At 67.7% G+C, this 19,363-nt stretch carries 15 protein-coding genes and 1 tRNA gene; 11 read left to right on the plus strand and 5 right to left on the minus strand.

Annotation, left to right across the window (positions count from 1 at the left end):
- The first annotated feature begins 234 nt into the window (after positions 1-234).
- Positions 235-1,716, plus strand: coding sequence for an MFS transporter (locus PUN51_RS10675; protein WP_224024935.1), 1,482 nt, complete (start codon positions 235-237; stop codon positions 1,714-1,716).
- Here the strand turns inward: PUN51_RS10675 and PUN51_RS10680 are convergent.
- Positions 1,640-3,844, minus strand: a complete 2,205-nt coding sequence (locus tag PUN51_RS10680; protein WP_275180900.1) for a RecQ family ATP-dependent DNA helicase — start codon at positions 3,842-3,844, stop codon at positions 1,640-1,642. The genes PUN51_RS10675 and PUN51_RS10680 overlap by 77 nt on opposite strands.
- A gap of 151 nt (positions 3,845-3,995) precedes the next feature.
- On the opposite strand from PUN51_RS10680, the gene PUN51_RS10685 reads away from it, so the two are divergent.
- From PUN51_RS10685 to PUN51_RS10700, 4 genes are all read left to right on the plus strand, one after another.
- Positions 3,996-5,414, plus strand: coding sequence for a phosphomannomutase/phosphoglucomutase (locus PUN51_RS10685; protein ID WP_275180903.1), 1,419 nt, complete (start codon positions 3,996-3,998; stop codon positions 5,412-5,414).
- Positions 5,415-5,420: 6 nt separating this feature from the next.
- A complete protein-coding gene (locus PUN51_RS10690; RefSeq protein WP_159632944.1) occupies positions 5,421-5,918 on the plus strand; it encodes a hypothetical protein in 498 nt (165 codons plus the stop codon).
- 15 nt (positions 5,919-5,933) lie between these two features.
- Positions 5,934-6,383, plus strand: a complete 450-nt coding sequence (locus tag PUN51_RS10695; protein ID WP_159632945.1) for an RrF2 family transcriptional regulator — start codon at positions 5,934-5,936, stop codon at positions 6,381-6,383.
- 140 nt (positions 6,384-6,523) lie between these two features.
- Complete coding sequence (locus tag PUN51_RS10700) at positions 6,524-7,684, plus strand: globin domain-containing protein (RefSeq protein WP_275180906.1); 1,161 nt, start codon at positions 6,524-6,526, stop codon at positions 7,682-7,684.
- A gap of 85 nt (positions 7,685-7,769) precedes the next feature.
- Here PUN51_RS10700 and PUN51_RS10705 read toward each other — a convergent pair whose 3' ends face one another.
- Positions 7,770-9,602, minus strand: a complete 1,833-nt coding sequence (locus PUN51_RS10705) for a phosphoenolpyruvate carboxykinase (GTP) (RefSeq protein ID WP_159632947.1) — start codon at positions 9,600-9,602, stop codon at positions 7,770-7,772.
- A gap of 276 nt (positions 9,603-9,878) precedes the next feature.
- On the opposite strand from PUN51_RS10705, the gene PUN51_RS10710 reads away from it, so the two are divergent.
- The 5 genes from PUN51_RS10710 (at position 9,879) to PUN51_RS10730 (ending at position 14,968) form a co-directional block, all read left to right on the plus strand.
- A tRNA-Arg gene (locus PUN51_RS10710) sits at positions 9,879-9,955 on the plus strand.
- A 76-nt stretch (positions 9,956-10,031) separates the two neighbouring features.
- Positions 10,032-11,486: a dihydrolipoyl dehydrogenase family protein gene (locus tag PUN51_RS10715; protein ID WP_224024922.1), complete on the plus strand. Its 1,455-nt coding sequence runs from the start codon at positions 10,032-10,034 to the stop codon at positions 11,484-11,486.
- 67 nt (positions 11,487-11,553) lie between these two features.
- The gene (locus PUN51_RS10720) at positions 11,554-12,291 is read left to right on the plus strand and encodes an ABC transporter ATP-binding protein (RefSeq protein ID WP_275180907.1); all 738 of its coding nucleotides are present in this window, start codon (positions 11,554-11,556) and stop codon (positions 12,289-12,291) included.
- The gene (locus tag PUN51_RS10725; protein WP_275180908.1) at positions 12,288-14,324 is read left to right on the plus strand and encodes a YhgE/Pip domain-containing protein; all 2,037 of its coding nucleotides are present in this window, start codon (positions 12,288-12,290) and stop codon (positions 14,322-14,324) included. Before PUN51_RS10720 ends, PUN51_RS10725 begins: the two co-directional genes overlap by 4 nt.
- Positions 14,321-14,968, plus strand: coding sequence for a TetR/AcrR family transcriptional regulator (locus tag PUN51_RS10730; protein ID WP_224024916.1), 648 nt, complete (start codon positions 14,321-14,323; stop codon positions 14,966-14,968). The genes PUN51_RS10725 and PUN51_RS10730 overlap by 4 nt, the downstream gene beginning before the upstream one ends.
- Before the next feature lie 559 nt (positions 14,969-15,527).
- On the opposite strand, the gene PUN51_RS10735 is transcribed toward PUN51_RS10730, so the two are convergent.
- Complete coding sequence (locus PUN51_RS10735) at positions 15,528-16,532, minus strand: EamA family transporter (protein ID WP_275180909.1); 1,005 nt, start codon at positions 16,530-16,532, stop codon at positions 15,528-15,530.
- Positions 16,533-16,604: 72 nt separating this feature from the next.
- Here PUN51_RS10735 and PUN51_RS10740 point away from each other — a divergent pair, with 72 nt between their 5' ends.
- Entirely contained in the window at positions 16,605-17,543 is a 939-nt protein-coding gene (locus tag PUN51_RS10740) for a LysR family transcriptional regulator (protein ID WP_159632953.1), read from the plus strand.
- Here PUN51_RS10740 and PUN51_RS10745 read toward each other — a convergent pair.
- Complete coding sequence (locus PUN51_RS10745; RefSeq protein WP_275180910.1) at positions 17,512-18,039, minus strand: SixA phosphatase family protein; 528 nt, start codon at positions 18,037-18,039, stop codon at positions 17,512-17,514. The two genes, PUN51_RS10740 and PUN51_RS10745, sit on opposite strands and share 32 nt — an antisense overlap.
- Before the next feature lie 198 nt (positions 18,040-18,237).
- On the minus strand, positions 18,238-19,104 hold the full coding sequence (locus PUN51_RS10750) for a winged helix-turn-helix domain-containing protein (RefSeq protein WP_275180911.1): 867 nt from the start codon (positions 19,102-19,104) through the stop codon (positions 18,238-18,240).
- Positions 19,105-19,363: the final 259 nt, after the last annotated feature.

The raw sequence follows: 19,363 nt of genomic DNA on the forward strand, positions 1-19,363 counted from the left end.
TTGGCCCCGGTCCCTTGGACCGGGGCCTTTTGCGTTTCCAGGAGTAGCTGCACGACGGCCTCTGCAGCCTGGGCCCCGTCAGTCCCGGGCTGCTTCGCAGATCCGGGCGTTCAAGCTTCGGAAACGCGAACAACCTTATGACTCTCCGGGCCATGGCTCGGCAACCGTGGGAAAACGCTGTCCGGCAGTCGGACGCGGCGGGCGCCGCCGGAGCCGCGGTGGCAGGATTGGCCCATGGCGGCACGCAGCAACCCACTCCACCCGGACGTCGTCCAGACAGCATGGAATCCGCGCCTGGCCCTCCTGGTGGCGGCAGCGTTCTTTATGGAATTCCTGGACGGCACGGTCCTCACCACCGCCATTCCCAGTATTTCGGCGGATTTTGCCATCCCCGCCGCCGACGTCAACATCACCATGACCGCCTACCTGCTGACGGTGGCCATCGGCATTCCCCTCAGCGGCTGGCTGGCGGAACGGTTTGGTGCCAGGCGGATCTTCTGCACTGCCATCGCGGTGTTCACCCTGTCGTCCCTGGCCTGTGCGCTCAGCCAGGATCTGGCCACCTTGACCTTGAGCCGCATTGCCCAGGGTGCCGGCGGCGCCATGATGGTACCGGTGGGCACCCTGGTGGTGCTGCGCGGCACCCCGAAGTCCGAGCTGCTGCGTGCCACCGCGTTCCTGGTGTGGCCCGGGCTCCTGGCACCCGTAGTCGCCCCGTTGGTGGGCGGGGCGCTCACGACGTACCTGTCGTGGCACTGGATCTTCCTGGTCAACCTTCCGCTGGGGGTGGCCGCCTTCGTGGCGTCCCTGCGGCTGGTTCCGGCGGTGGCCGGAGATCCCGGCCGGCGGCTGGACTGGCCGGGAATGCTCCTGACAACGGTTGGCGTCGGTGCCCTGGTGACCGGCCTGGAGCTCGCCAGCAGCCACCCGGGACTGCCCTGGGCAGGAATCAGCGCTGCGGCCGGGATTGCGGCACTGGCCGGGGCGGTCCTGTGGATGCGACGGGCTCCCCATCCGCTGTTCAACCTGCAGGTCTTCCGCACCAGGACGTTCCGGGCCATGGCCACGGGCGGATTCGTGTACCGGGTCACCATCAGCTCCGTCCCGTTCCTGCTGCCGCTGATGTTCCAGGCGGGGTTCGGCTGGTCGCCGCTGCACGCCGGCGCCCTGGTGGCAGCAGTGTTCGTCGGGAACATCGGGATCAAACCGGCCACCACGCCGTTGATCCGGAAGTTCGGTTTCAAGGCGATGCTGGTGTTCGCCTCGCTGGCATCAGCCGTGACGTTCGCCCTCTGTGCCTTCCTGACACCGGAAACCCCGGTGGCTTTGATGGCCGCACTGCTGGTGTGCAGCGGCGCCTTCCGCTCCATCGGCTTTTCGGCCTACGCCTCGGTCCAGTACGCGGACATTCCCCCGGCGCAGCTGACCTCCGCCAACACCGTGTCCGCCACGCTGGTGCAGCTCGGCACAGGCTCCGGCATCGCCATCGCTGCCCTGCTGATCCGGACCTTCGAAGGCCTGTCCTCCGCGGCCCAGGATCCGGCCGGCCCATTCCGCGGCGCTTTCCTGGCGATGGCCGTCCTGATGCTGGCAAGCACCGTGGACAGCATCCTGCTCCCCCGGCACGCAGGGGCAGCAGTCAGCCGGCCTGGGCCAGCACCAGGGGCAGAACCGCTCCCGCCCCGGCCTGCCGAAGGGCGCGCCCCGCGACGGTGAGGGTCCACCGGCTGTCGGTGAGGTCGTCGATGAGCATCACCGGCTGGCCTTGGACGGACTGCAGGGCGGCCTCGAGCTCGGGACCCACCACCAGCCGGTCCCATACTCCCGCCAGCCGGTATGCGCTGTTGCCGCCTCGGCCGCCGGTGGGTCCGCCGTGGGCCAACTGCAGCTCACCAAGGTAGGGGATGCGCCCGATTTCCGAGATTCCCCGGGCCAGCGAGCCCACGAGCTGGGGCTTGCCACGGGACGGCACAGCCACGATCGCGGCCGGCCTGCCCACCCCGCTCCACCCCGGGTTCCGGCCATCACCGGTCCCCCACTCGCGCAACACCTGGACGCAGGCCTGGAGCATGCCCGGGTCCACCGGCCGGTCCTCCGCGCCGGCGGCAAACAGTTCCCGCAGGGCGCCGCCCCAGCCGAGGTCCGTCAGGCGGGCCAGGACGCGCCCCTCCGAGAGGCCCTCAGCCGGTTTGAGTTTCCCCTTCACCGGCACCCCAAGACGGTCCATGCCGCTTGGCCACTGAAGACGTGGCTCCAGGACGCCGCCCGCCCTGCTGAGGGTCTGGCTGGCCGCCGCCGTGGCGTCGGCGGCCACGTCCGCAGGGAACCACTGGCCGGCGCAGTTGTCGCACCGGCCGCAGGGACGGGCTGTCTCGTCGTCCAGGACCGACGTGATGTACTCCATCCGGCAACCGGCCGTGTCCTGGTAGATGACCATGGAGTCCTGCTCGTCCACCCGGGCCTCCGCAATGCGGCTGTAGCGCTCGGCGTCGTAAACCCAGGGCTGGCCCGTGGAGCGCCAGCCGCCGCCGACCCGCTCCACCGCCCCGTCCACGGACAGGACCTTCAGCAGCAGCTCAAGCGGCGTGCGGCGAAGGTCCACCCGGGCTTCAAGCGCCACCGTTGACAGTGCCGTTCCTGCCTCTGCCAACGCCGTCAGCACGGCGGCCGCCTTCTCCTCGGACGGCATGGACGCCGTGGCGAAGTACTGCCAGATCTCCCGGTCCTCGGAACCGGGCAGCAGCAGGACGTCGGCGTTCGCGGCCCCACGGCCGGCGCGGCCCACCTGCTGGTAATAGGCCACCGGCGACGACGGGGCGCCCAGGTGGACGACGAAACCAAGATCGGGCTTGTCGAACCCCATGCCAAGCGCGGACGTGGCCACCAGCGCCTTGACCTGGTTGTCCTTCAGGAGCTGCTCTGCCCGCTCCCGGTCCGCCGGATCGGTCCGCCCGGTGTAGGCGAGCACATTGTGCCCCGCTTCGGAAAGCAGCCGGGCGGTGTCCTCCGCCGCGGAGACGGTCAGGGTATAGATAATTCCGCTGCCGGGAAGGTCTGCCAGGTGGGTCAGCAGCCACCCCAGCCGCTCCTTGGAATTGGGCAGCGACAGGACTCCCAGCCGCAGCGAGTCGCGGCCCAGGGAGCCCCGGATGGTCAGGACCCCGGCGCCGAGCTGCTCTTCGATATCGTGCACCACCCGTGAGTTGGCCGTGGCGGTGGTGGCCAGGACCGGCACCGTGTCCGGCAGCCGGGTGATGAGGTCCGCGATCCTGCGGTAGTCGGGGCGGAAATCGTGGCCCCAGTCCGAAATACAGTGCGCCTCGTCGATGACCAGCAGGCCGGTCCGGCGGAGCAGCTCCGGCAACTGGGTTTCCCGGAACGCCGGATTTGTGAGCCGCTCCGGGGACACCAGCAGGACGTCCACCTCGTCCGCGGCCAGCTGCTCACGGACCGTGTCCCACTCCAGCTGGTTGGCTGAGTTGATGGCCACAGCCCGGACCCCTGCCCGGGCGGCGGCAGCCACCTGGTCCCGCATCAGGGCCAGCAGGGGCGAGACAATCAGCGTGGGCCCGGCTCCCCGGCGGCGCAGCAACAGGGATGCCACGAAGTACACGGCGGACTTGCCCCAGCCGGTGCGCTGGACCACCAGGGCCCGCCGCCCGCCGTCGGCCAATGCCTCGATGGCTTCAAACTGGCCGTCGTGGAAAATGGCGCCCGGGTTCCCTACCAGGCCCCGAAGGACCTCCAGTGCCTCGGCGTGCGTGGCGGTCCCCGGACCGTCCGGGCCTGCCGACTCTGCAACTGCGGTAGCGGAAACTGTGGAAGCGTACTGGTTATTGGCCATTGATTCAGTATCCCAGCACCCTCCGACACCGCGCACAGCGATCGCGCCGCTATGTGGAAACCTGCCGGGCACGCGCTGCAAAGCCACCGCTGTGACGCAAGTTCTCCCCAAACCCGTTGGCCACATGCGCCGCACACGTAAGATAAAGCCCGTGACTAGCGAACAGACAACGACATTTGATCTCTCGGCATCCTTCAAGGCCTACGACGTCCGTGGGATTGTAGGCGAGTCGATCACCGCCGAAATCGTCGAAGCCGTGGGGGCCGCGTTCGTGGATGTCCTGCAGCTCGAAGGCCAGACCATCGTGGTGGGCGGCGACATGCGCCCCTCCTCCCCGGAATTCAGCAAGGCCTTCGCCAACGGCGCGGCAACGCGGGGCGCCAGTGTCGAACTGCTGGACCTGATCTCCACCGATGAACTGTACTTCGCCTGCGGTTTCCTCAACCGCGCCGGAGCCACCTTCACCGCCAGCCACAACCCCGCCGAATACAACGGCATCAAGATGGCCAAGGCAGGCGCCGTTCCCATCTCCTCCGAAACCGGCCTCAAGGACATCCAGGCCCTCGCGGAGCAGTACCTCAACTCCGGTTCCATCCCCGCCGCCGGCGCCCGCGGCCTGATCAGCGTCCGCGACGTGCTCAAGGACTACTCCGAGTACCTCCGCAAGCTCGTTGACCTCTCCGCCTCCCGCCCCCTGAAAGTGGTGGTGGACGCCGGCAACGGCATGGCCGGCCTGACCACCCCGGCGGTGCTGGGCGACACGTTGCTGCCCAAGCTGCCCTTCGACATAGTTCCGCTGTACTTCGAACTGGACGGCTCCTTCCCCAACCACCCGGCCAACCCGCTGGAGCCGGAAAACCTCCGCGACCTGCAGGCCGCAGTGATCGAGCACGGAGCGGACATCGGCCTTGCCTTCGACGGCGACGCCGACCGCTGCTTCGTCATTGACGAGAAGGGCGAGCCCGTCTCGCCGTCGGCCATCACCGGCATGGTGGCACGCCGCGAAATCGCCCGCGCCAAGGCCCAGGGCGAGGAAACGCCCAGCATCATCCACAACCTGCTCACCTCCCGCGCCGTTGCGGAACTGGTGGAGCACGACGGCGGACGTGCGGTCCGCACGCGGGTGGGCCACTCCTTCATCAAGGCAGTCATGGCCAAGGAAGGTGCCGTGTTCGGCGGCGAGCACTCCGCGCACTTCTACTTCCGCGACTTCTGGAACGCTGACACCGGCATGCTGGCCGCCATGCATGTCCTGGCGGCGCTGGGCGAGCAGGACGGCCCGCTTTCCGAACTGGCCCGCGAATACGAGCCCTACGTCAGCTCCGGCGAGATCAACTCCGAGGTGGAGGACAAGCCGGCAGCGGTGGAGCGCGTGCGCCAGGCGTTCGCGGACGAGGACCTCACCATCGACAACCTGGACGGCAGCACGTTCACGGCCAACGACGGCAGCTACTGGTTCAACCTGCGCCCGTCCAACACCGAACCGTTCCTGCGGCTCAACGCCGAGGCCACGGACCGGGCCACCATGGAACGCGTGCGCGACCGCGTCCTTTCCCTGGTGCGGGCCTAGCACCGGATGACTGACCATACCGGGCAGGCAGCGGACGGAAACAGCGGGCAGGACAGCTGGCGTGATTCCGTCTCCGAAGCCACGGCAACGGACCTGGAGAACCTCCTGGGCACGGGCGTCAGCGCGGCCCAGGAGCAGCTCCAGCGCAACGGCGGCTTCCTGCCCTTCGCGTTGACCGTCCAGAACGACGGCGAAGTGCGGCTGGTTGCCGTCTCTCCCGCGGATGCCGGAGAGGGCAGCGACGCGGACTTTGACGCCGACGCCATGATCCACGACCTGCAGGCGCTCCTCCGCCAGAACCGGGACGACTTCCGCGCCGCTGCCGTGGTGTGCGACATCCTGCTGGTGGAGGAGGATTCGGATGCCATCCACGTGGCGGCTGAACACCGGGATGGTTCCCTCTTCGCCGCGGTGCTCCCCTACTCGGCCAACGCCACCACCCAGTCCTGGGAATTCGGCGAGCTCGGTGCAGATGCCAGCGAGCCCGTCATCTGGGTGGACTAGACCGGATTTGCTGCCATGAAGATCAATGCCTTCGCTGACGTGAGCCTGCGGGCACTCATGGTGCTCGCCGCGGTCCCGGACGGCACGCTGCTCACCACCCAGAGCATCGCCGACTCGGTGGGGACACCGTACAACCACGTCAGCAAGGCCATGGCCAGGCTGCGGACCATGGGCCTGATCGAAGTGGTGCGCGGCCGGTCCGGCGGTTCACGGCTCAGCCATGCCGGCCGCATCGCCACGGTAGGCCAGATCCTGCGGCAGCTTGATACCCGCACGGATCCCGCGGACTGCGTCTCCCCGGCCGGCAACTGCCCCCTGATCAACGAGTGCAGGCTGCGTGGCGCCCTGGCCCGTGCGCGGGAAGCTTTTTACGCCGAGCTTGATTCGGTGGTGATCGGGGACCTTCCCCAGGCCCGTCAGATGGCGCCGGTCTTCCAAATGATCGGCCTCCGCCCCGGCCTCTGAGTGCCCCGTATCCGGGTGCCCGCTCCCGGTTTGATTTCAAACTTCTACAAGGTGTAGAACTGAGGCAGAAATACTCGCATTTCAAATATGAGTTTTCATCCGGCCGGACGAAGGCCCCGGCCATAACCTCAGGAGTACAGATGCTCTCGGACAAGTCCCGCCCCGTCATTGAGGCCACCCTGCCGCTGGTCGGCTCCCGGATCGGTTCCATCACCCCCAACTTCTACGCCCGCCTGTTCGCGGCGCACCCCGAACTGATGGATGGCCTGTTCAGCCGCTCCAACCAGCGCTCCGGCAACCAGCAGCAGGCCCTGGCCGGGAGCATCGCCGCCTTCGCCACCCACCTGGTGAACAACCCGGGCACCCTGCCGGAGACGGTCCTTTCCCGCATCGCCCACCGCCACGCCTCCCTGGGCATCACCGAACCGCAGTACCAGGTGGTCTACGAGCACCTGTTCGGCGCCATCGCCGAGGACCTGGCCGAGGTCATCACGCCCGAGATCGCCGAAGCCTGGACCGAGGTGTACTGGCTGATGGCCGATGCCCTGATCAAGCTCGAGAAGGGCCTGTATGCAGCCCAGGCCAATGACAAAATGTGGATGCCGTGGCGCGTGGCGGCCAAGACCCCCGCAGGGACCGGGTCCATGACCTTCACCCTGGAGCCCGCGGACGACACCCCCGTCACCCCGGCCCTTCCCGGCCAGTACATCAGCGTCAAGGTGGCCGTTGCCGACGGCCTGCGCCAGGTGCGCCAGTACTCCCTTTCCGGCGACGCGGGCACCAGCCGCACCTTCACCACCAAGCTGGACGACGGCGGCGAGGTCTCCCCCGTGCTGCACAACACCGTCCAGGTGGGCGACGTCGTCGAGATCTCCAACCCCTACGGCGAGATCACGCTCAAGGAAGGCGACGGACCCGTCGTCCTGGCCTCCGCCGGCATCGGCTGCACCCCCACCGCCTCCATCCTCCGTTCCCTCGCCGAGTCCGGCTCCGACCGCCAGGTCCTGGTGCTTCACGCCGAGAGCACCCTGGACAGCTGGGCCCTGCGCAGCCAGATGACGGACGACGTCGAACGCCTGGAAGGTGCCGAACTGCAGCTTTGGCTGGAGAAGCCGGTGGACGGTGCCAAGCAGGGATTCATGTCCCTGCGTGAAGTCGACCTGCCGGCCGACGCCTCCCTGTACCTCTGCGGCCCGCTGCCGTTCATGAAGAACATCCGCAACGAGGCCATCAACGCCGGCATCCCGGCCACCAAGATCCACTACGAGGTCTTCGGCCCGGACATCTGGCTCGCCAGCTGATTTCCGGCGCCTTCGTGAACGACGACGGCCCCGCACCTTTTCGAAAAGGTGCGGGGCCGTCGTCGCATGGAAGGTGGAGCGGCTGCTAGTGCTGGGCCATCCGGGCCTTCAGGGAATCGAGCTCGGAGCGCAGGGCCTCGGGCAGCGAGTCGCCGAACCTGGCGTACCACTCCTCGATGGAGGCGAGCTCCGTGTCCCACTCCTCGCGGTCGACGCGGACGGCGTCCTCCACGTGGGCGTGGGTGAGGTCCAGGCCGGTGAGGTCCAACGCGTGCCCGGCGGGGACGTATCCGATGGGGGTCTCGACGGCGTCGGCCTTGCCCTCGATGCGCTCGATGGCCCACTTGAGGACGCGGGCATTGTCGCCGAAGCCGGGCCAGGCGAAGCCGCCGTCGGCCGTGCGGCGGAACCAGTTCACCAGGAAGATGTGGGGCAGGCGTTCCGGGTTGGCCTTGCCGGAGACGCTGATCCAGTGCTTCAGGTAGTCGCCGGCGTCGTAGCCGATGAACGGCAGCATGGCCATGGGATCGCGGCGGAGCACGCCAACCTGGCCGGCGGCCGCGGCCGTGGTCTCGGAGGACAGGGTGGAGCCCATGAAGATGCCGTTGGTCCAGCTGCGGGCCTGGGTGACCAGCGGAACAGTGGTCTTGCGGCGTCCGCCGAAGAGGATGGCCGAAAGCTCCACGCCCTCGGGGCTGTAGTACTCCTCGGCAAGCATGTCGATCTGTGCGATCGGCGTGCAGAAGCGGGAGTTCGGGTGTGCTGCGGGCTTGTCCGAGTCCGGGGTCCAGGAGTTGCCCTGCCAGTCGGTCAGGTGCGCCGGAACCTCGTCCGTCATTCCTTCCCACCACACGCCGCCGTCGTCGGTCAGGGCGACGTTGGTGAAGATGCTGTGGCCCTTGGCGATGGCGCGCATGGCGTTGGGGTTGGTGCCCCAGCCAGTGCCGGGGGCAACGCCGAAGAGGCCTGCTTCCGGGTTGGTGGCGCGGAGTTCGCCTTCCTTGCCGATCCGCATCCAGGTGATGTCATCGCCCAGCGTCTCCACTTCCCAGCCTTCGATGGTGGGATCCAGCAGGGCGAGGTTGGTCTTGCCGCAGGCGGAGGGGAAGGCGGCGGAGACGTAGTAGGTCTTCCGCTCGGGAGAGGTCAGCTTGAGGATGAGCATGTGCTCGGCCAGCCAGCCTTCGTCGCGTGCCATGACCGAGGCGATGCGCAGGGCGTAGCACTTCTTTCCGAGCAGGGCGTTTCCGCCGTAGCCGGAGCCGAAGGACCAGATGGAGCGCTCCTCGGGGAAGTGGACAATCCACTTGTCCGGGTTGCAGGGCCATGCCACGTCTTCCTGGCCGGGCGCCAAGGGTGCACCCAGCGAGTGCAGGGCCGGAACGAAGAAGGCGTTGGTCGCGGTGATCTTGTCCAGCACTGCGGTGCCGATGTTGGCCATGATGCGCATGGACGCAACAACATAGGCGCTGTCCGTGATTTCGACGCCGAACTTGGGGTCCTCGGCGTCGAGGTGTCCCATGACGAACGGGATGACGTACATGGTGCGGCCGCGCATGGAACCGGCGAACAGGCCGCGCAGCTTGTCCTTCATCTCCCGCGGGTCCATCCAGTTATTGGTGAAGCCTGCGTCGCGCTTGTTCTCGGAGCAAATAAAGGTCTGCTCCTCAACCCGGGCTACATCGGCGGGGTCGGAGAACGCGGCGAAGGAATTCGGGAACAGGTCCTGGTTGAGCCTGGTCAGGGTGCCGGCAGCAACGAGTTCGTCCGTGAGGCGGGTGTTTTCCTCTTCGGAGCCATCAACCCAGTAGATGCGGTCCGGCTGCGTAAGCTCAGCAACCTCTTCGACCCATGCCAGCAGGCCGGCATGTGTGGTGGGTGCTTTCTCAAGCAGCGGCTTCTGCGCCAGATCGCCCATTGCAGTTCCCTTCCTCGGGTTCATCGGTGTGTCCTAAATGCTATGGTCCGGACCAGTGGAGTTTTTGGGGAGCTTGACTGACATATCCGGTCACCGAAAGTGAATTCCGCGGGAAATCAAGGAATTGTTGCCGCGAAAACGCCCATTAAGTGACGAAGGTCACCTAGACCGGTCTAGTCGCACAGATTACAGCCGCTTCGATTTGGCATCGGGCCCCGCCTCGCGTAAAGTAATTCGAGGTTCGGGGAGAGCGGTTCTTCTCCCGGGACACAGAATGCGCCCATAGCTCAGCTGGATAGAGCGTCTGTCTACGGAACAGAAGGTCAGGGGTTCGAATCCCTTTGGGCGCACCAACAAGGTCCGCACCGGTTCGCCGGTGCGGACCTTTTTTGTGCTGTCAGGCCGGCCGTCCCCGGCTAGGCTTTGGTCATGAATCCCGAGGCCGCTGGGCGCGAATTTGATGTTGTTGTTATCGGCGCAGGCGCCGTAGGGGAAAACGTGGCCGACCGCGTGGTCCAGGGCGGCCTGACGGCCGTCCTCGTGGAAGCGGAACTGGTGGGCGGCGAATGCTCTTACTGGGCGTGCATGCCATCGAAGGCACTCCTCCGGCCCGGCACTGCGCTCCACGGGGCACAGACCACCCCGGGGGCCAAGGAGGCGGTCACGCGCACCCTGGACGCCGCCGCCGTCCTGGAGCGCCGCAACTACTTCACCTCCAACTGGCAGGATGACAGCCAGGTTTCATGGGTCAAGGACACCGGCATCGAACTGGTGCGCGGCCATGCATGGCTGACCGGGCCGAAGGCCGTCGAGGTGGCCGGCCTCGACGGCACGCAGCACCTCCTGCGGGCCCGGCATGCCGTGGTGCTTGCCACGGGCTCCACCCCCAACACGCCGCCCATTGAGGGACTGCAGGACGTGCAGGTCTGGGGAACGCGCGAAGCAACGTCGGCCAGCGAGGTCCCGGACCGGCTGACGGTTTTGGGCGGCGGTGTGGCCGGAGCAGAGCTGGCCCAGGCCTTCGCGCGGCTTGGTTCAAGCGTTACCCTGGTGGCGCGCAGCGCACTGCTGGGCACTTTTCCGGAAGAGGCCGCGGCCCTGGTCGCCGCGGGACTGAGGGCGGACGGCGTCGAACTCCGGCTGCACACCGCGACCGAGCGGATCAGCGGAAACGACGACGGAACCCTCACCGTAAGCCTCGGCGACGGAACCACTGTCACCTCGGACAAGGTCCTGGTCTCCACCGGCCGCCACCCGGCACTCGAGGGCCTGGGCCTGGAAAGCGTGGGTTTCGAGCCCGACGAATCAGGCCACCTGTCCTTGTCAACGGACGCCTCGGGCCTGGTCCGCGAAATACCCGGCGACGATCCCTGGCTCTACGCCGTGGGCGACGCCGCCGGCAAGAACCTCTTCACCCACCAGGGCAAATACGAGGCCCGCGCCACGGGTGACGCCATTGCCGCCCGGGCCAGGGGCGGGCTGAAGGGGACCCCGGAGGACTGGACGCGCTACGCGCAGACGGCCAACCAGCATGCAGTGCCCAGCGTGGTCTTTACCGACCCCGAACTGGCCGGCGTGGGACGGACCCTGAAGGCGGCGAGGAAGGACGGGTACAACGCCTCGTCCGTGGAGCTCCCCATCCAGGTTGCCGGCTCCTCCCTCCACTCGGAGAACTACGACGGCTGGGCCCAGCTGGTGGTCGACGAAGACCGGAAGGTTCTCCTCGGCGCAACGTTCACCGGCCCGGATGTGGCGGAACTGCTGCACGCCGCCACCATCGCCATAGTGGGCGAGGTGCCCCTGGACCGCCTGTGGCATGCCGTCCCCTCCTACCCCACCATCAGCGAGGTGTGGCTCCGCCTCCTGGAGAAGTACGGTCTGTGAGGTCTATTTGAACTGACCAGTCAGTTCGGTTAGTCTTGATGCAGACTTCTTCTGCGAAAGGCAATCCTTGCTCTCAGCACACCAGCTCCAGGCCAAAGGACGCCGGGACCCGCTGCTTCCCCCCACCTCCCTGGGGGTGGCGCGCGGTGAACTGCTGCTCGTGACCGGCGACAGGCAGGACCAGCGCACGGCGTTGTCCCTGCTGCTCAGCGGCAGGATGAAGGCAGCCGCCGGGCAGCTCAGCTGGGACGGCGGTTCCCGCACCAAGCAGCTCCGCCTGGCCGCAGCCCTGGTGGATTCCCCGGGTGTCAACGAACCCGAGGAGCACCTCAGCGTCCGCGACCTGGTGACCGAAGACCTCGCCCTGATACCCCGCCGCTACCGGGGAGCGTTGCTCAGCGGCCCCTGGCTCAAGGTCAACCGCTTCGAGGACATCGCGGGCCTGTGGACCGAGCAGCTGGAACCCGGGCGGCGGCTTGAACTGCTGACCGCGCTGGCGCTGGCCAACCCCCGCACGGACCTGCTGGTGGTCGATTCGCCGGACCGCCACAGTGCGGATGAGCTCACCTGGCTGCCGCGCCTCCGGGAGTTGGCGTACGACGCCGGCCGGCCGCTCGCCGTCGTGGCGGCAGTCAGTGCCGTCCCCGCCTCGTGGAACGGCCCGGTGGCCGGGATCGGCAATGCCGCACCCGAGCCTGCCCCCGCCGGCAAGCACACCGCACAGACCGGGGAAGCAGAGACCGCGGAAACCGTCCGTGAGGCGGAAAACCAGGAAACCAAACTCGAAACTGAGGTTGCCAAGTGACTGTCCTGCGGCTGGCCCGCTCCGAACTGAAGCGCATGACCGGTGGGCTCCTGCCCAAGCTGACCATCCTGGCGCTGACCATGGTCCCGTTGCTCTACGGCGCCGTTTACCTGTACGCCAACTGGGATCCCTATGGCCACCTCAACAACCTGGATGCTGCCCTGGTGGTGGAGGACTCCGGCGCCACCAACGCCGATGGTACGCGCCTTGAGGCAGGGGCGAAGGTGGCGGACAGCCTGGTGGAGGGCAACGTGTTCCATTGGGTGCCGGTGGAAAGCTCAGCGGAAGCCGATGCCGGCGTCAGCAGCGGCCAGTACGCTTTTGCGCTGAAGATCCCGAAGGACTTCTCCGCCAACCTGGTCTCCCCCGGCAGCTTTGACTCGGCCAGCCAGGCCATGCTGAACGTGACCACAAACGATGCCAACAATTACCTCCTGAGCACCATCGTGGACAAACTGACCACTGCCGTGCACACCACGGTGGCCAAGGAAGTGGGCGAGGAAACCGCCAACCAGCTGCTCACCGGGTTCGGCACCATCCACTCCAAGATGGTCCAGGCGGCGGACGGCGCGTCCCAGCTGGCCGACGGCGTAGCCACGCTCCGGGACGGAACGGTTACCCTCCACGAGGGGACCGCAGCCCTGAGCAGCGGCGCGGACCAGTTGTACGCCGGCCAGCTGAAGCTGCGGGACGGGGCCAACCAGCTGACCGACGGCGCGGGTCAGCTCAGCAGCGGCCTGGCAGTCCTCAAGGACAAGACGGCCACCCTGCCCACAGACACCCAGACCCTCGCTTCCGGCGCCGCCCAGGTTGCCGCCGGGAACGCACAGCTGAACACCAAGGTGCAGGACGTGGCGGCCCAGCTGGAGGCGGTGGACCAGGGCCTCCGCAACCGCGTGGTGGAGTCCAACAGCAGGCTCGTCGCGTCAGGCGTCCTCACCCAGGCGCAGGCGGACAAAGTCCTGGCCGATTTCGATGCCACCGCCGCGGCCAGCCCGATGGCTGCTGCGAAGGGCAAAATCCAGGCGGATGCTGCCCAGGTCCAGCAGCTGGCCACCGGATCCGAGGCCGTGAGTGTCGGCGCAGCCCAGCTCGCAGCCGGGATGCCGGCACTCAAGGGTGCCATCGCACAGGCCTCGGCAGGGGCTGACCAGCTGCACACGGGTGCCGCCGCGCTCGCAGCCGGTGAGCAGTCCGCCGTCGACGGCGCCGCCGGCCTTGCCGACGGAGCGCGGAAGGTTGATGCGGGGGCCGCCCAGCTCTCGGACGGGGCGGGACAGGCCGCCACAGGTTCGCGCACCCTCTCCGATGAGATCGGCAAGGGTGCCGGACAGGTTCCCAACCCCGACGACGCGCAGAAGAGCAACCTGTCCCAGGTGATGGCGGATCCCGTGGCGGTCAGCAACGTCTCGCAGGCCAAGGCCGGATCGTACGGCGCAGGACTGGCACCGTTCTTCCTCACCCTCGCCATGTGGATCGGGATCTTCATGCTGGTGCAGGCCATGCGCCCCATCACACAGCGGGCGCTGGCCTCCAACGCACCGTCGTGGAAGATCGCCCTGGGCGGCTGGCTGCCCTTCTTGCTGGTCTCGGTGGTGCAGGCGTCCCTGTTGACCCTGGTGGCGGACCTCGCGCTGGGGCTCAATCCCGCCCACCCGGTCCTGATGTGGCTGCTGATGCTGGCCGCCGCCATGGCGTTCAGCGCGCTCATCCAGGGCATCGTGGCACTGCTGGGCTCCCCCGGCAAGCTGGTGGTGCTCATCCTGCTGGTCCTGCAGCTGGTGTCATCCGGGGGCACGTTCCCGTGGCAGACCACCCCCGAGCCGCTGCATGTGGTGCACCAGGTCCTGCCCATGGGATACGTGGTGACCGGAATGCGGCACCTGGTCTACGGCGGGGACCTGTCCATGATTGCCCCCACCTTCGTGGGCCTGCTGGGCTACACGGTGCTGGGCGCGGCCATGTCCACGCTCGCGGTGCGCAAGAACAAGTACTGGACACTCAAGACCCTGAAGCCGGAGATCGCGGTATGACCACCGAACCCACATCCGCGGGCAAGGGGCTGCGGCCCGCCCGGACCAACGCCACCCGCCAGAAGCTCTTCGACGCCTCCATGGAGCTGATCGGCGAGCGCGGGGCCGCCAGCGTCACCGTGGATGAGATCGCGGCAGCTGCCGGAGTCTCCAAGGGCACCGTCTATTACAACTTCGGCAGCAAGTCGGAGCTGATCGCGCAGCTCCTACGGCACGGCGTGGACATCCTCAAGGCGCGGCTGCTCGAGGCCGCCAACGGCGGAGCAACGGGCCGCGACCCGCTGCTCGCCATGGAGGCGATGATCGGCCAGGCCATGGACTTCATGGCGGAGTACCCGTCCTTCGCGCGCCTGTGGGTCAGCGAAAACTGGCGGATTCCCAGCGAATGGCAGGGCACGTTTTCTGTCCTGCGCGGGGAGCTCCTGGAAGTCATCGGCCAGGCCGTGGAAAAAGTGGCCGAGGCCTACCCGGTGGACGATTCGGTGTCCAGGGGAAGCCTGGAAACTGCCATCTTCGGTGCGTGCTTCGTGGTGGGCCTGGACCGGCAGACGTACAACCCCGAGCGCACCCGTGACCAAAGCGTTGCAGCAATCATGGCCATCATGCGCGGCTACGTCCTGAAGGGGCCAGCTCCTCAGGGATGATGGAGCACATGCGCCATACGGGGAAGAGCGGAAAGTTCGCGGTGATCTGCGGCGTCGTTGCTGCAGGGCTGCTGGTGCTCACGGCCATGACCCTCGCAGAGCCGGTGTTCCTCGCGTTCCTGGGCGTCCTGGGGCTGGCCTACCTGGCCGCTGTGGCCGAGGTCCTGGCGAGGCGGCGCCGCTTTGCCCTGTTTGCAGCCGGCTCCGGGACCGCCCTCGCCCTTGGCTTTTCGCTGGCATTCCTCAGCACGTGGGAGCTGGCGTTCGACGGCCAGTCCTCCTTCCTGGGCACCCCGCTGCCTACCGACGATCCCGACAACTACTTCATCGGCGCTGCGGGCGCCCTGGTGGCCACGTTCGGGGTCCTCTTCCTGGGTGCCCTGTGGCCGGGGCAGCGACGGACGGCTGCGGCGCGCAGGAAGGCGCCGCGGCAGGCGGCCCAGCGCGGCCCGTCACAGCGCGGGACCTCACAGCGGACCGGCGCGACGGCGGCGCGCGGCGCCCGCGCTGCCGCACCCAGGACAGGCGGCCAGGGAGCCGGCGCCCAAGGATCTGCCGCTCAGCGGACGTCGGCTCCCCGAACCCCCGCCCGGGGGACGTCCTCCGCAGCCCGGCGGCCGTCGTCGTCCGCCCCGCCTTCGCCCAGGCCGGCACCCAGGTCCGGCAACGGCCCGCTCCCCCGCCGCTGACGCCGCCCTCCGGCCCGGGTGAGCACCGCCGTCGCCACGCCGCCCAACAGGAGCATTCCGCCCGCCAGCTCCGTCGGTGACGGCACCTCCGCGAGGACCAGCCACGCAGCGCTCATGCCCACTACCGGGACCAGCAGGGTGAACGGAACAACGGCCGACGACGGGTGGGTGGCCAGCAGCCGGTTCCAGATTCCGTAGCCCACCAGTGAGGCGAAAACAGCGGTGTACAGGGCACTGAGCATGGTGGATGCCTGAAGAGAGGACAGCGACTCCCAGAAGGTTCCCGGCCCGTCCACCAGCACCGACAGCGCTGCCAGCGGAAGCGGAACCACGGCGCCGGACCACACCACCAGCCCCAGGCCCGAAGCTGCCCTGGCCTTCCGGGCAATGACGTTCCCGGCGGCCCAGGACAGGGCCGCGGCCAGGACAATGACCAGCGGGAGCAGCGGCGCCACGGCGCTGCGTCCCACCGCCACGAGGGCGAGTCCGGCCACGCCGAGCGCCACCCCCGCCAGCTGGCGCCGGCTGGGCCGCTCACCGAGGAACACCGCAGCGAGCAGGACCGTCAGCAGCACCTGTGCCTGCAGCACCAGCGATGCGAGGCCCGCCGGCATGCCCAGCGCCATGGCCAGGTAAAGGAGGCCGAACTGGCCCGCACTCATGAACAGCCCCACGCCGATGATGGCCTTCCAGGACACCGCGGGTTTCCGCACAAAGAAGATCCACGGGACAACCACCAGGACAAAGCGCATGGCCACGAACAACAGCGGGGGAAAATTTTGGCCGCCCGCGTGGAGCCCGATGTCAATGGCCACGAAGTTCAGGCCCCACAGCAGGGCAACGACGACGGCAAGGAGGGAATCACGGAGGTTCACGCTCCTACTGTGGCAGAGCAGCGGATGAAGCACCAGCGCCTAATTCAGCATTGAATCATGTACCTTTGCTTCATGATTGATATCGGGTCGCTGCGTGCCCTCGCGGCCATTGAGCAGCATGGCACAGTCATTGCCGCCGCGGAGGCGATGGGGTTCAGCCCGTCGGCCGTTTCCCAGCAGGTGAAGAAGCTGGAGAAGGAGGGCGGCTTCGCAGTCCTGGAGCGCCGCGGCCGCGGCGTCCTGCTGACCGAGCGCGGGCTGGCCCTGGCGGCGTACGGCCGGCGCATCCTGGCCGAGCTCGAGGAGCTTGAGTCCACGCTCCTGGCGGATCCGGCCAAACCCACCGGCAGCCTCCGCGTGGTTTCCTTTTCCACTGCCGTCAGGGGGCTGGTGGGCCCGCTGCTGGCGCGGATCGGGCAGTCGGGGGCCGCGCTTGACCTGTCCGTCCTCGCCGAGGACCCGCGCGAGGCGGTGGCGAGGGTTGCCAACGGCGAGGCGGACCTGGGCCTGGTGCACAACTGGAACTCGGTGCCGCTGGTGATCCCGGAGCACTTGACGCTTGAATGGCTCTGCGAGGACGTGGCGGATGTCCTGGTGCACAGCAGTCATCCGCTCGCACGCCAGGCGGAGGTGGAGCCGGCACAACTGGTGGACGAACGCTGGATCAGTACGCCCGACGGCGCCATCTGCAATGAAGCGCTCCTGCGGATTTTCGCCGATCTTGGGCGGGTCCCGGACATCAGGATCTACGACCCCGATTTTGCGACCCACATTGCGTTGGTGGAGCAGGGGGTGGCCGTTGCGCTGGTGCCCCGCCTGGGACGGCCGGCACTGCCTCCGGACGTGGTGGCCGTTCCTGTAGTCAACCCCATCCAGGCCCGGCAGGTGGGGCTGGTCCATCGCAGGACCATGACGGCCAGCCCGGGCATCAGGCACGTGGCCGCGCTGCTGCGCGGGATTGCCGGCAGTGGAGCTGCAGCTAGTGGGCCCGGGGCACCGCGAACCGGGTAATCCGGGCGTCCTGGCCGTCGAGTTCCGCCCACGGTTTCTCCGTCTCCAGGACGGTGAGGGCATTGGTGGGGAAACGGGTGGCGGCGTCCATGTAGGCGTCGTGGTCGGAATCCCGCGAGGCGAGGTGCATGGCCAGGTCCTGTACGCCCGGCAGATGCGCGATCAGCATCAGTGTGGTCACGGTGTCCGGCACATGGTTGACCACTGTCAGCATCCGCAGCGCCGATGCCGCGTACAGGTCGTCTTCGAGTTTGGGCGTGGGGGCCTTGTCGCCGAGTTCGGAGCACACCCAGGTGCAGGTTTGCCGGGTGCGCAGGGCACTGGAGCACAGAATGAAGTCCGGGACGATGTTGTGGTTGAGCAGCCAGCGCCCGGCCAGCGGCGCCTCCCGGTGTCCGCGTTCCTCAAGCGGCCGCTCGTGGTCAGCCACGCCGCCTGGCCAGTCAGCCTTGGCATGGCGCATGATCACGAGGCGTCGAACGTGGTGCGAACTCATGGCCCAAGCCTAGCTGGCGGGAACCACCAGAAGCAGCGTCACGCAGAGCACGCTTTCATGGGCGTGCAATGAGACAAAGCCCGCGAATTCAGGGCGCAGCTACAAACGGGACATCAAAAGCATGCCCACAGTGACACGAGCGAAGGCGACCAGTTCCACGGGAACAGGTCGCCTTCGCGCGCGAAAGAAAGGGAGTTCCTAGATCGAGTACTCCGGAGCGGCCCAGACAACAACCTCCGGGTGCTCGTAGAACCGGTAGCCCTGGCCGCGGACGGTGCGGACCGTGTTGGCGAGGCGGCCGAGCTTGGAGCGGAGGCGGCGGATGTGGACGTCGATGGTGCGCTCGTTGGGCACTTCTTCGGCGTTGCGCCACAGCCCCTCGAGGAGCTCGTCACGGCCCACGGTGCGGGTGCCATTTTCGACGAGGTAGTTCAGGAGCTCAAACTCCTTGAACGTCAGGTTCAGGGATTCGCCGTCGAGGTGGACTTCGCGGCGGGCGAGGTCGATGAGCACACCGGAGGGACGCGGTTCCTGCGGCTGGGCAGGGCGCGGGGTTTCGGTGCGCTGGCGGGAGTTGACCGTGGGGTCGCCAAAGGTGGAGCGGACGACGTCGAGCGCGGAACCGGGAGTGCCGGCCGGCGCGACCGCCACGGCTGCGTAGCTTTCGGCACCGGAGACAAGCGACTGGGCGTAGGCGCGGATTTCCTGCGCAAGCTTGGCGATGGAGGTGCCTGCTGCCGCCGCGGTCTCCTCATCGATGCCCATGTAGAGGACGAACCCGCGGGCAACGTTGTCGTTGGCTACCGGGCGGACCTGGTTTGCACCTGGCACCACAGGGGTAGGGGCAGTAACGGGAGCAGACTCGGCGGGATGCACGGCGCGAAGCTGGCCGTAGGAATTCGGGTTGTAACCCTGCGGGGCGAAGCCCTGGGCCGGGAAGCTGCTACCGGATGCGGAGGGAGCAAGCGAGGGACGCGGGCCGAAGCCGGGACGGAGGCCGGTGGCCTGGCCGGTCTTGGCGGCGTTACGGACAGAGATGTGGACGTATCCGGATGCAACTGACATGAATGCTTACCTCAATGTGAAATGGCCGGCTCCGCGGCTCGAATGCTGGTTTCCCCGTCACGCGGACCGGGGAGGGACGCCCGACGCTGGGCTTGGGGGCGAATGCCTAAGAACTTCAGTGGGTGGGGAAGGTCAGGCGTGCATTCGACAACAGCGCATGTCGGCAGCAGCGGATGTGCTGGGCCAATATTCTGCGGCTGCAGGTGCTGTTGAGTTCTTGTTCACATTGGAAGTGTGCCGCGTAACAATGCCAACTTGC

It is taken from the genome of Arthrobacter sp. NQ4 (assembly GCF_029077345.1).
Taxonomy (GTDB): domain Bacteria; phylum Actinomycetota; class Actinomycetes; order Actinomycetales; family Micrococcaceae; genus Arthrobacter.